This is a genomic window from Micromonospora sp. NPDC048835 (genome assembly GCF_040649995.1).
Lineage (GTDB): Bacteria > Actinomycetota > Actinomycetes > Mycobacteriales > Micromonosporaceae > Micromonospora.
Genome location: NZ_JBEZGM010000003.1, coordinates 336,779 through 349,256, shown reverse-complemented (window position 1 = coordinate 349,256; position 12,478 = coordinate 336,779). Strand labels below are relative to the sequence as shown.

At 71.3% G+C, this 12,478-nt stretch carries 11 protein-coding genes; 7 read left to right on the top strand and 4 right to left on the bottom strand.

The genetic code is table 11. The features are described from left to right. Positions 1–5: 5 nt before the first annotated feature. Complete coding sequence (meaB, locus tag AB0C15_RS06380; protein WP_357349254.1) at positions 6–1,010, bottom strand: methylmalonyl Co-A mutase-associated GTPase MeaB; 1,005 nt, start codon at positions 1,008–1,010, stop codon at positions 6–8. Between the two features lie 55 nt (positions 1,011–1,065). After that, a complete protein-coding gene (locus AB0C15_RS06375) occupies positions 1,066–2,265 on the bottom strand; it encodes an acetyl-CoA C-acetyltransferase (protein WP_357349252.1) in 1,200 nt (399 codons plus the stop codon). A 61-nt stretch (positions 2,266–2,326) separates the two neighbouring features. Here AB0C15_RS06375 and mce point away from each other — a divergent pair, with 61 nt between their 5' ends. The 4 genes from mce (at position 2,327) to AB0C15_RS06355 (ending at position 8,404) form a co-directional block, all read left to right on the top strand. Then, positions 2,327–2,806: a methylmalonyl-CoA epimerase gene (gene mce, locus AB0C15_RS06370; RefSeq protein WP_357349250.1), complete on the top strand. Its 480-nt coding sequence runs from the start codon at positions 2,327–2,329 to the stop codon at positions 2,804–2,806. 332 nt (positions 2,807–3,138) lie between these two features. Further along, positions 3,139–4,494 (top strand): crotonyl-CoA carboxylase/reductase, encoded by a 1,356-nt coding sequence (gene ccrA / locus AB0C15_RS06365; protein WP_357349350.1) that lies wholly within the window; start codon positions 3,139–3,141, stop codon positions 4,492–4,494. Between the two features lie 312 nt (positions 4,495–4,806). Then, positions 4,807–6,078, top strand: coding sequence for a DivIVA domain-containing protein (locus AB0C15_RS06360; protein ID WP_357349248.1), 1,272 nt, complete (start codon positions 4,807–4,809; stop codon positions 6,076–6,078). A gap of 178 nt (positions 6,079–6,256) precedes the next feature. Further along, on the top strand, positions 6,257–8,404 hold the full coding sequence (locus AB0C15_RS06355) for a hypothetical protein (RefSeq protein ID WP_357349246.1): 2,148 nt from the start codon (positions 6,257–6,259) through the stop codon (positions 8,402–8,404). A 74-nt stretch (positions 8,405–8,478) separates the two neighbouring features. On the opposite strand, the gene AB0C15_RS06350 is transcribed toward AB0C15_RS06355, so the two are convergent. Both AB0C15_RS06350 and AB0C15_RS06345 read right to left on the bottom strand, forming a co-directional pair. Further along, complete coding sequence (locus AB0C15_RS06350) at positions 8,479–9,450, bottom strand: hypothetical protein (RefSeq protein ID WP_357349244.1); 972 nt, start codon at positions 9,448–9,450, stop codon at positions 8,479–8,481. Between the two features lie 93 nt (positions 9,451–9,543). Continuing rightward, on the bottom strand, positions 9,544–9,843 hold the full coding sequence (locus AB0C15_RS06345; RefSeq protein ID WP_357349348.1) for a hypothetical protein: 300 nt from the start codon (positions 9,841–9,843) through the stop codon (positions 9,544–9,546). Between the two features lie 373 nt (positions 9,844–10,216). Here AB0C15_RS06345 and AB0C15_RS06340 point away from each other — a divergent pair, with 373 nt between their 5' ends. The 3 genes from AB0C15_RS06340 to AB0C15_RS06330 all read left to right on the top strand — a co-directional run bounded on the left by AB0C15_RS06340 (position 10,217) and on the right by AB0C15_RS06330 (position 12,450). Then, positions 10,217–11,026, top strand: a complete 810-nt coding sequence (locus AB0C15_RS06340) for a helix-turn-helix transcriptional regulator (protein WP_357349242.1) — start codon at positions 10,217–10,219, stop codon at positions 11,024–11,026. Further along, positions 11,017–11,205, top strand: coding sequence for a DUF397 domain-containing protein (locus tag AB0C15_RS06335; protein WP_357349240.1), 189 nt, complete (start codon positions 11,017–11,019; stop codon positions 11,203–11,205). The genes AB0C15_RS06340 and AB0C15_RS06335 overlap by 10 nt, the downstream gene beginning before the upstream one ends. Positions 11,206–11,370: 165 nt before the next feature. Further along, positions 11,371–12,450 (top strand): AI-2E family transporter, encoded by a 1,080-nt coding sequence (locus tag AB0C15_RS06330; RefSeq protein WP_357349346.1) that lies wholly within the window; start codon positions 11,371–11,373, stop codon positions 12,448–12,450. The last annotated feature ends 28 nt before the right edge of the window (positions 12,451–12,478 follow it).

Sequence of the window (12,478 nt, the reverse complement as noted above, 5' to 3'; positions counted from 1 at the left end):
CCGGGTCAGCGGGCGAGCTGGGCGAGCAGTTCGTCGGCCGCCGAGTACGGGTCGAGGCCACCGGCAGCGACCGTGGCGGCGAGCGTGCTCAACTCCGTACCGTCGCGAAGTGAGCCGATCCGGGCGCGGAGGGTGCCGAGCGCGATCGCCTCGATCTCGGCGGCGGCCCGCGCCTCCTGGCGGCGACGCAGCTCGCCGTGCTCGACCAGCCAGCCCCGGTGCTTGTCGATGGCGGCGGCGATGTCGTCGATGCCCTCGCCGCGGGCGGCGACCGACCTCACCACCTGTGGTCGCCACTGCCCCGGCCCGCGCTCACCGAGCACGATCATGCCCTGGATGTCCCGAACGGTGGCGTCGACGCCGTCCCGGTCCGCCTTGTTGACCACGAACACGTCGGCGATCTCCAGGATGCCGGCCTTGACCGCCTGGATCGCGTCGCCCATCCCGGGTGCGAGCAGCACAAGCGTCGTGTCGGCGAGCGAGGCGACCTCCACCTCGGCCTGCCCGACGCCGACGGTCTCCACAAGCACCACGTCGCAGCCGGCGCCCTCGAGCACCCGGACCGCCTGCGGCGTGGCCGCGGCCAGGCCGCCGAGGTGCCCCCGGCTGGACATCGACCGGATGTAGACGCCCGGGTCGGTGGCGTGGTCCTGCATCCGCACCCGGTCGCCGAGGATGGCCCCGCCGGTGAACGGGCTGGACGGGTCGACCGCCAGCACACCCACCCGGTGCCCACGCGCCCGCAGCGCCCGGACCAGCTCGTTGGTGGTGGTCGACTTGCCCACCCCGGGTGAACCGGTCAGCCCGACCACCTGGGCCTGCCCGGCGTAGGGCGCCAGCGCCGCGGCGATCGCCGGCAACAGCGCGTCACCGTTCTCCACGAGCGTGATCAGGCGGGCCACCGCGCGGGGGTCAGCCGCGCGGGCCCGCTCGACAAGCAGCGGTACGTCCCGACTGCGGCGCACCGACGGGGTGCCCGCTGCCGGGACGCTCTCGGTCGCCTCGCTCACCGCACCATCTTCGTTCGCGACCGTGGGGCCCACAAAACCCGCTCGTTCCTCGCGCTCACTGGTTCGTCTCGGCCTTGCCCGGCACGTGGATGATCAGCGCGTCGCCCTGGCCACCGCCGCCACACAACGCGGCCGCGCCGGTGCCACCGCCGCGCCGCTTCAGCTCCAGGGCGAGGGTGAGGACGAGACGCGCGCCCGACATGCCGATCGGGTGCCCCAGCGCGATCGCGCCGCCGTTGACGTTGACCTTGTCCGGGCTGATGCCGAGGTCACGGGTGGACTGGACACCGACCTGGGCGAACGCCTCGTTGATCTCGATGAGGTCCAGGTCCGCAACGCTCAGGCCGCCCTTCTTCAGGGCGTGGTTGATCGCGTTTGACGGCTGCGAGTGCAGGGAGTTGTCCGGACCCGCCACGTTGCCGTGCGCGCCGATCTCGGCCAGCCAGGTCAGCCCCAGCTCCGTCGCCTTGGCCTTGCTCATGACGAGCACCGCGGCGGCCCCGTCGGAGATCGGCGAGGAGCTGCCGGCGGTGATGGTGCCGTCCTTGGCGAAGGCGGGGCGCAGCTTGGCAAGCGACTCGACAGTGGTGTCCGGGCGGATGCCCTCGTCCTCGCTGATCACCAGCGGGTCGCCCTTGCGCTGCGGGATGACCACCGGGGTGATCTCGTCGGCGAAGTGGCCGTTCTTCTGTGCGGCGGCGGCGCGCTGGTGGCTGGCGGCGGCGAAGGCGTCCTGCTCCGCACGCGTGATGCCGTGCCTGGCGCCGAGCCGCTCGGTCGACTCGCCCATCGAGCAGCAGTCCCAGGCGTCGCTGAGCCCGTCGTGCGCCATGTGGTCCTTGACCACCACGTCGCCGTACTTGTAGCCGGCACGCTGGCCCATCAGCAGGTGCGGGGCGTTGGTCATCGACTCCATGCCGCCGGCCACCACGACGTCGAACTCACCGGCCCGGATCAACTGGTCGGCCAGGGCGATCGCGTCCAGGCCGGAGAGGCAGACCTTGTTGATGGTCAGCGCCGGCACGGACATCGGCACACCGGCCTCGACCGCCGCCTGCCGGGCCGGGATCTGCCCGGCGCCGGCCTGGAGCACCTGCCCCATGATCACGTACTGGACCTGGTCCGGGCTGACACCCGCGCGCTCCAGTGCGGCCTTGATGGCGATCCCGCCGAGCTTGGTGGCCGGGAGGTCCTTGAGGTTGCCCAGCAGCCGGCCCATGGGGGTCCGCGCGCCGCTGACGATCACCGAAGCCATGCCTGCCTCCGAGGGGGTGCCGAGCTGTACGCCTGAACGATGGTTCGGCCAGACTAGCGCCATGGCAGAGAACTCCCCCGTCGAGCCCGGTGCGGACTACGTCACAGACATCGGGCTTCGCAAGATCGACCACGTCGGCATCGCCGTCGCCGACCTGGACACCGCGATCGACTTCTACCGGCGGACCTTCGGGATGCGCTGCGTACACGTCGAGACCAACGCCGAGCAGGGTGTCCGGGAAGCGATGCTGTCGGTCGGCCCGACCATCGAGGGCGGCTGCGTGCAACTGCTCGCCCCGCTCAGCCCGGAGTCGACGATCGCCAAGTTCCTGGACCGCAACGGGCCGGGCGTGCAGCAGGTCGCGTACACGGTGGCGGACATCGACGTGGCCTGCGCGGCGCTGCGCGAGCGCGGCATGCGTCTGCTCTACGACACCCCGAGGCGTGGCACCGCGGACAGCCGGATCAACTTCGTCCACCCGAAGGACGCCGGTGGCGTCCTCGTCGAACTGGTGGAACCCGCCCCCACCCCCACCCACTGACCCCACCTGGGCCGCCCCGGGCGCCCAACGCGGCCGCGCCCGCGCGCACCCCGCCTCAGCGTGGCCGCGCACCGGCCGCCCGCGCGCCGTGGCACCCCGCCAACCGCGCACGTCAGTGCGCGGTTGGCGGGGTGGCCGGGCACCTTCACGCATCGGCGGATGCAGTTTTTCACAGAGGGCTTCCCGGCCTAGCTACCGTTCAGTAACGTCCGGCCCCACAGGAGCGCGACCGGTGCCGGATGTGTCGAATGCCGACATGGCGGGTCGTGCCCACCGGCGCCGACGATGGCAGCACCCGGGCCCGTGCGGGTGCGGACGAACCGGAGGTCACCGTGCAGGACATCCTCGAAGCGATCATGGCGGCGGAGCAATCGAACGACCCGGACCGCGAACTCGCCGGCGTCGCCGGGCTGCCCGTCCCGGAGAGCTACCGGGGCGTGGTGGTGCGCGCCGAGGAGACCCGGATGTTCGACGGCATGGCCACCCGGGACAAGGACCCGCGCAAGGCGCTGCACGTGCAGGAGGTGCCGACGCCGGAGCTGGCGCCGGGCGAGGCGCTCGTCGCGGTGATGGCCAGCGCCATCAACTACAACACCGTGTGGACCAGCATCTTCGAGCCGGTGAGCACCTTCAGGTTCCTGGAACGCTACGGCCGGGTCTCCGAGTTGACCCGCCGGCACGACCTGCCGTACCACGTGGTCGGCTCGGACGCGGCTGGCGTCGTGCTGCGTACCGGCCCCGGGGTGACCCGCTGGGCGCCCGGCGACGAGGTCGTCGCGCACTGCCTCTCCGTCGAGTTGGAGGACGCGGCCGGGCACGACGACACCATGCTCGACCCGCAGCAGCGGATCTGGGGCTTCGAGACAAACTTCGGCGGGCTCGCCGAACTGGCGGTCGTCAAGGCCAACCAGCTGATGCCCAAACCGCGGCACCTGAGCTGGGAGGAGGCGGCCAGTCCCGGGCTGGTCAACTCGACCGCGTACCGGCAGTTGGTCTCGCATCACGGCGCCAACATGAAGCAGGGCGACGTGGTGCTGATCTGGGGTGCGTCCGGTGGCCTCGGCGGTTACGCCACCCAGATGGCGCTCAACGGCGGCGCGATCCCGGTCTGTGTGGTGTCCTCGCCGGAGAAGGCCGAGCTGTGCCGGAGCATGGGCGCGGAGCTGGTCATCGACCGGGCCGCCGAGGGTTTCCGCTTCTGGAAGGACGAGGAGACCCAGGACCCGGACGAGTGGCGGCGCTTCGGCGAGCGGATCCGCGAGCTGACCGGCGGCGAGGACCCGGACATCGTGTTCGAACACCCGGGCCGGGAGACGTTCGGCGCGAGCGTCTACGTGGCCCGGCGCGGCGGCACCATCGTCACCTGCGCGTCCACGAGCGGCTTCCAGCACCAGTACGACAACCGCTACCTGTGGATGCACCTCAAGCGGATCGTCGGCAGCCACTTCGCCAACTACCACGAGGCCTGGCAGGCGAACCGCCTGGTCGCGCTCGGGAAGGTGCACCCGACGGTGTCCCGCACCTATCCGTTGGAGCAGACCGGTCAGGCCGCGTACGAGGTGCACCGCAACGCCCACCAGGGCAAGGTCGGTGTGCGCTGCCTGGCTCCCAGCGACGGGTTGGGCGTGCGCGACGGCGAGTTGCGGGCCCGGCACGAGCACGCGATCAACAGGTTCCGGGGGCACTGACCGGCACCCGGGCTCCGCGGCAGCCCGCACGGGCACCGGCCGGACGGTGGAACGCCGGATGACCATTGCGACGATCGGCCATTGTTCTTCCGCCCCCATTAGCGGATAACCCGCCTGGATCGAACAAAGGGCCTCGGGGTAACCCCGGGGCCCTTTTCCGTGTCACGCTGCGTGGCGCCCGACCGGCCGGGACCTGCCAAGATCGCCGATTGGTCCGACCTCGCCGACCGTGGGAGTTGACCATGTAAAGCGGGCACGAAAGCTTCGCCCCGCTCTTGCGAAGCACCCTGGGGCGTCTGCCAGTATGTCCCAATGCCCCAGCAGCAGTCCTCCCCTCTCGCGTTCTTCGATAACGCGAACTCGCAGCCAGATTTCACCGTTGGCCTGCGCGGATACAACACCCATCAGGTCGACGACTTCCTCGGCCGGATGACCGCCGCGCTGACCCAGTCCGAGCAGGCCCGTGCCGAGGCCGAGCAGCGGATGAACGACGCCCAGCGTCGGCTCCGCCAGGCCGAGCAGCGCATGAGTGCGCTGGAGCAGAAGCTCACCGACACGAACAAGCAGCTCGAAGAGAACAGCCGGCCCACCCTCTCCGGGCTCGGCACCCGCGTCGAGCAGATCCTCCGGCTCGCCGAGGAGCAGGCCAACGACCACCGCAACGAGGCGAAGCGCGAGTCGGAAGGCATCCTCTCCGCCGCCCGCCTCGAGGCCCGTGAGATCACCGACAAGGCCCGCGCCGAGGCAGCGGCCATGAAGGCGAGCGCCGAGCGCGAGGCGGGCAACCTGCGTACGGCCGCCGAGCGCGAGGCCGCCGAGGTCCGGGTGCAGGCCCGCCGCGAGGCTGACACGCTGCGCGCCGACGCCGACCGGGAAACCAAGCAGCTGCGTACCGTCACCGCACACGAGGTGGCCGAGCTGAAGTCGACTGTCGAGCGGGAGGTCGCCACCCTCCGGGCCACCGCCGAGCGGGAGATCACCCAGCAGCGGGCGAAGGCCGCCCGCGAGGCTGAGGAGAAGCGCGCCGAGGCGACCAAGCTGCTCACCGACGCGCGCGACAAGCGCGACAAGGACCTGCAGGCTCTGGAGCTTCAGCTGGCCGAGCGGCGGGAGAAGGCCGAGCGCGAGGAGTCCGAGCGCCACGCCGCCCAGGTCTCGCAGACCCAGAAGTTGGTCAGCGAAGCCGAGCAGCGCGCCCGCGCCGCGCAGGAGCGGGCCAAGGAGATCGAGCAGCGCGCCGAGGCGCGGCGGGTCGAGTCGGAGCGCAACGCCGCCGAGACGGTCGACAAGGCCAAGGCGCACTCGGAGAAGACCCTCAACGAGGCGAAGGCCGAGTCGCAGCGCCTGCTGACCGAGGCTCGCACCGAGGCCGAGCTGACCACCCAGGCCGCCCGCCGCGAGGTCGAGGACCTCACCCGGCAGAAGGACGCGGTCACCTCGCAGCTGGGTCAGATGCTCTCCGGCCTCGCCGGCATCGTTCCCGGAATGCCGGCGCAGGCCGCTCCGGCGCCGGCCGCCAAGCCGGAAGCAGCCAAGAAGACCGACGGTGGTCAGGAGCGGGTGCCCGCGGAGACCGCCGGCTGACGCGAGGCGTCAGGTCGGGGCATCGACGGCGCGAGGTGACACCGGGTAACCGGTGCCACCTCGCGCCGTATGCGTTTCCCAGCCTCTGGTAGGCCCGGGCCTGCAAGAGAGTGAAGTAGCTCCCACAAGGCCCGTCCGTATCGCCCCAGCAGGGCCTGTTGCGTGTGAGGATGGGGGCATGTCGCACGGCGAGGAACTGTTCGCTCTCGGCGGGGACGTGACGACGGAGCCCAGCTTCGAGTCCGCTCTGCGGGGGTACGAGAAGAAACAGGTCGACCGTTATGTCGCGCGTGCTGAGCACGAGATCGCGACCCTCGCCTCGGAACGGGAACAGGCGTATACACAGATCCACAAGCTCGCCGGCCAGGTCGAGGTTCTCCAGCGCGACCTGACCCAGGTGCGCAAGCAGATGAACGTGGTCGACCGGGCGTCGTTCCGGCATCTCGGCCCACGGGTCGAGTCGATCCTCACTCTGGCCGAGGAGCAGGCCGAGCAGATCCTCTCCGACGCGAACGGAGAGATCGAGGCCCGCCGTGCCGCCGCGGAGCACATCATCGAGGAGGCCCGCGAGCAGGCCGCGCGGGCACTGAAGGACTTCGAGATCGCCCTCGCCGCCCGACGCGCCGAGGAGGAGCGGCACAGCGCCGCCCGGCGGGCCGAGGCGGACGCGACCCTGCGGTCGGCCAAGGACGAGTCGGCGCAGTTGCGCAAGGCGGCGCAGGACGCGCTGGCGAAGGCCCAGCAGGAGGCCACCCAGCTACGGGACTCCGCCAAGGAGATCCACACCCGGGCCCAGCAGGAGGCCACCAAGCTGCGCGAGACGGCCAGCGAGACGCTTGCCAACGCCCGGCAGGAGGCCAGCGAGCTGCGCGACGCCGCGAAGGAGGTGCACGCCAAGGCCCTCCAGGAAGCCAAGCGGCTCACCGACACCGCGACCGAGGCCGGTCGGGCCACGCACGCCAAGGCGCAGCAGGACGCCAAGCAGATCATCGACGACGCGTCGATGGCCGGCCGGGCCACCCGGGCCAAGGCGCAGCAGGAGGCCGAGCGGCTGACGACGCAGGCCACCGAGGCGGCGAAGCGCAGTCGTGCCGAGACCGAGGCGTACGTGCAGCGGATGCGCACCGAGACCGAGGCGTACGTCCAGCACACCCGGGCACAGACCCAGCAGGAGCTTGGCGCGTGGCGGGCCGGGGTGGAGCAGGAGGTCAACTCCCGTCGGGAGGCGGCCGACCGGGAGCTGGCGCAGCTTCGGTCCACGGCCGAGCAGGAGTTCACCAAGCGCCGCGACGACCTGGACAAGCAGCACACCTCACGTCAGCACGAGTTGGAGGCTGGTTTCACCAGCCGTCAGCAGGAGCTGGAGAGCGGGTTCACCACCCGCCGGGACGAGCTGGAGGCCGAATACTCCGGTCGCAAGAACGAGCTGGAGACCGAGTACTCCACCCGCAAGGACGAACTGGAGACCACGTACACAGCTCGTAAGAACGAGATCGAGCAGGGCGCGGCGGGCGTCCGACAGGCGGCCGAGCAGGACGCGGCGGCTCTGCGCGAGAGGTCCGAGGCCGAGGCCGCCGAGCTGCTCAGCCAGGCCGAGACCGAGGCCGGCGACAAGCGCCGCAAGGCCGACGAGCATGTCGCGGCGTCCCGGCGGCAGTTCGAGGAGTACGCGGCCACCACGCAGCAGCACCTGGCCACCACCCAGCAGCATCTGGCGGCGACCCAGCAGGAGTCGGCGGCGGGCCGGCAGCAGTTGGCTCAGGTGATGCTGGAGATCGCCCAGGCCCAGCAACAGCTCGCCGACCTGCGGCAGGAGACCTGGAAGGCCCGGCAGGAGTCCGACGACCTCCAGCGGCGGATGTCCGATCTGCGGTTGCAGAGCGTCGCCGGCCCGATCGACGGCCCGACCGCGCCTGCCGACGCGGACGGAGCGAGCGGAGACGCGCCAGGTGGTGGAGACGACGGCGTAAGTGTCACCGCGGGCACAGGCACGGGCAGCGGTTCGGGCACGGGCACCGGGTCAGGCACGGGCACCGGGCTGAAGGCGGAGCCCACGGACACCAGGCAGCCGGTGAACGCGAGCGCCGAGGAGTCCGGGCAGTCCACGACGCGGCCGGTGGCCGAGCCGGTGACCACAGTGGATGGTGGGACGGCGAGCGCCGGGGTGGACGGGGAGCCGACGGTGGCCGCCGTTCCGGGCGAGGGTGGCCGGGGCGCCAAGCCCACCAGGATCACTAGCACCGGTGAGAACGGCAAGCGGCCCACCAAGCCGACCACCGACGAGCGCAGCGCCAAGCCCAGCAAGGTCACCATCGAGAAGGAGTGACGGCACCCGCCCGTCCCAGCTTCCAGATCTTGGACACTTTCCGTCAGCCGATGACGGAAAGTGTCCAAGATTCATTATGTCGTCGGCTGGCGTAGGGGCGGGGTGGGGGTCCAGCCGGCGGCGACGAGGGCACGGCGGACAGTCTCGGCGACCTCGTCCGGGCGGGCCCGGACCAGCCAGGCCGGGAAGCGCAGAATCCGATCGCCGCTGGTCCAGACGTCGTTCTGCCGACGCATGTCCGCCGCCCACTGCTTGGCGTCCATGTGGTGCGCCCCGTCGACCTCCACCTGCACCCGCCACTCCCGCCAGTACGCGTCCAGCCAGCGGGTCCGGCCGGCCGCGTCGACACGGTGTTCCTGCAGGTCGGGGGCGGGCAGCCGATGCCGGCGACACAGCCGAAGGAAGTCGATCTCGGAGAGCGCCTGCGCGCCGCCGGCGATGTCGCTGATGGTCTGCCCGATCAACCGCCGACGAGGGGCCCGAGGGAGGACGTCGAGCACCGCCTGCAACTCCTCGGGCAGCACCCGGCGTTGCTGGCAACCGGCGGCCAGCACCGCCTGCGCCTCGTCCACCCCGGCCGCCCAGCCCGCCGCGTCCACCAGGGCCCGCGCCGTCGTGGTGCGCATCGGACGGCCACGTTGGAGATGGGCCTCGGGTAGGACCGTCGTGCGGTGGACCAGGACGGCGGGCATGTCGATCGGGAGTCGACGCAGGGTGGTCCGCGCGGCACGGCGAGCGGCCGGCACCAGCACGTGCAGCGGCTCGCGCCGCAGCCCTCGTACCCCGGCTTCGGCGGCGGCGGACACCCCGGCCAGCACCGCCCCCGGCCCGGCCGCCAGCACCGCCACCCAGAGTTGTTGGTCGCGGGTGAGTCGGCCGTTGCCGGTCAGCAGGATCCCCCGGCAGATCGACCGCCACCTACCGGACCGAATCCGGCCCCGCACCGTCCCCTCGCTCAGCAGCCCGGCGACCTGCGCGGTCGTCAGCACGCCCGCCTGCTCGAAGGCGAGCCAGTCGAGTGCGTCATCGTCATCGGCGGGCAGCATTTGAACAGCTTTCGCCGTTGACCGCCGGCCCACCACCAGATCTTGGACAGTTTCCGTCAGGGCGTGACGGAAACTGTCCAAGATCTGCGCGGTCTAGCCGCCGTCCGGGGGTGGGTCGACGATCGGGCTGCGGAACTGGCCCCACGCCACGAAGCGCTCGAACAACTCCCGGGGCGCCGGGCCGTCGTAGGGATTGAGCTGGTACAGGTCGTGCGCCGCCTCGTGGTAGAGCCCGGCCAGGTAGATGGTCAGCGCCACCGGGTCCTCGTCGAACTCCGCCTTGAGCAGCAGCCGGGCGTCCGCGCAGGGCCACGGCCGGCCGTCGGCCCGGCAGCACCACAGGGGTCGCAGCGGAGTGTGCGGCGTCCGCGCGCCGCAGGGTCGGGGAAACATGGGGTACGGCCCGAGCCGCGGCTGGGGCAGCCCCGACGGCGGGGTACGTGCCCTCCCGCCCGAGTGGGAGCCCGGCGGGGTACAACCGGCGGACGACAGCGACGCCGAGGTGACGGTGACGGGCAGCGACCGGCCGGCGGGGCGAGACGTCGACATGGGTGACCTCCTCGACTGGGGCGCGGGCACGCCGTCGTGCAACGGCAGGCCCGCGCGGTGGGGAACCGGAGTGGTCCGGGGACGACCCGATACGTGACAGTCTGCTGAGGACACGGCTACGGTCGGAAGGCATCGCCGACTCCGGTGGGGTGACTGCGGTGCCGACGTGACCCGCCGGGTCGACCGGTGGAGAAGGCCCTCAACCTGCGGAGGCACTGTGGAAGGCGACGCCGCGCCGACGGCCGACATGATCCGCGCACAGCTGCGCCGCCTGCGGATCGCCGCCGGGATGAGTCAGGAGGACTTCGGCCGACTGGTGCACTATTCCGGCTCGATGGTGTCCGCACTGGAGCTGGGCCAACGTCCGCTGGACCGGCTCTTCCTGGCCCGCGCCGACGAGGTGCTGACCACCGGCGGCCTGCTCGTCTACCTCCTCAAACTCGCCGAGCGAGACGGCCAGCCGAGCTGGTTCCGGCCCTGGCTGGACGCGGAGCGCACCGCCCGCCAACTGCGCTGCTTCCAACCCACGCTGATCCCCGGGCTGCTCCAGACCGAGAACTACGCCCGCGCGGTGATCCGCTGCGACGACCTGCTGAGCGACGACGAGGTGGAACGTCGAGTCCACGCCCGCCTGGACCGCCAGTCCCTGCTGGTGCAGCCGGAACCGCCGCAGTTCGTCGCGGTCGTCGACGAGTTGGTGTTGCGGCGTGCCGGCGAGGAGGTCCGCGGGTTGATGGTCGAGCAGATCACCCACCTCGTCGCCAGCCTGGAGCGACCACACATCAGCCTGCACGTCGTTCCGGCCGAGACCGGGCTGCACGTCGGCCTTTCCGGACCGTTCAATCTGGCCCGAGGCGCTGACGGTGGTTGGGTGGGGCACATGGAGCACCAGATTGACGGTCTCGTGGTCGATGGCGACCATGAGGTGGCTACGCTGCTGGCGCGTTGGGAGATGATCAGAAGCGGTGCGTTGTCCCGCCGCCAGTCGATCGAGCTGATGAAGGAAGTTGTGACCTCATGGACCTGACCGGCGCGCTCTGGCGCACGTCCAGCCGTAGCGGCAACGGAGAGTGCGTCGAGGTGGCGGACAATCTGCCCAGGGTCGTGGGCGTGCGGGACAGCAAGGACCCGACCGGCCCGGTGCTGGTGTTCGCGCCTGCCGCGTGGCGGGCATTCGTGACCGCCGCCCGTCGTCCCACCGCCTGAGCCGGGAGGTCCCTGGTGCCGCAGCCCGACCCGTCCGGCGACAACCCGGACGTGACCCCCGATCCCCTGCCGGCGAAGACGCCACCACCAGCGAAGACGCCACCCCCGGCAGAGACACCACCCCCGGCGGAGACGCCGCCGCCGGTGCCGGTCCCCGCCCCGGGGATCGATCCGGACGAGCCGCCGGCGGTCCCGTCCGGGAAGTTCGGCACCCCGGGGCGTCCGCTGCGCCGCAGCAGCTTCCTGATCGGCTTCACCGGTGCGCTCGGCGTGCTGCTGGCGTACACCCTCTATCTGGGGATTCGCAATGCCGGCGGCATCCTCGTGCTGGTGGTGATCGCGCTCTTCCTCGCGGTCGGCCTCAACCCGGCGGTGGCCCGACTGCGCCGCTGGGGCGTGCCCCACGGCCTGGCGGTGGCGGCGGTCGCGTTGACAGTGGTGCTGCTGATCTGCGGCGGCGTGGTGGCGCTGGTCCCCCCGATCGTCACCCAGTCGGGGCAGTTCATCGACCAGATCCCGAGCCTGCTCGACGAGCTGCGCCGCAATCCGACGGTCAACGACCTGGTGGAGCGGTACGACGTGGTGGAGCGGGTGCAGGGCGCGGCCAACGCGCAGACGGTCGGGCGGGCGCTCGGCGGGGTGCTGGGCGGTGCACAACTGATCTTCGGCACGGTGTTCCGGACGCTTACCGTGCTGGTGCTGACGATCTACTTCCTGGCCTATTTCGACAAGCTGCGGTCGCTTGGCTACTCGTTGGTGCCCCGGTCCCGACGGCAGCGGGTGCAGTTGATCGGTGACGAAATTTTGGCCAAGGTCGGCTCGTACATGGTTGGCGCGTTGAGCATCGCGGTGCTGGCCGGCGCGACCACGTTCGTCTTCGCGCTGATCGTCGACCTGCCGTACCCGTTCGCGCTCGCCGTGGTGGTCGCGGTGACCGACCTGATCCCGCAGATCGGCGCCACCCTGGGCGCGGTCATCGTGAGCCTTGTCGGCTTCGCCGCCGACCTGCCCACCGGCATCGCCTGCGCGGTCTTCTTCCTCGTCTACCAGCAGGTGGAGAACTACCTCATCTACCCGAAGGTGATGCGGCGCTCGGTGGAGGTCAACGAGGTGGCCGCCCTGCTGGCCGCGCTGCTCGGGGTGTCGCTGCTGGGCGTGGTGGGCGCGCTGATCGCCATCCCCACGGTGGCCGCGCTGCAACTGATCCTGCGCGAGGTGGTGTTGCCCCGCCAGGAACGTGGCTGAGCGCCGACCGGCCCGAAGGGAACGGGCC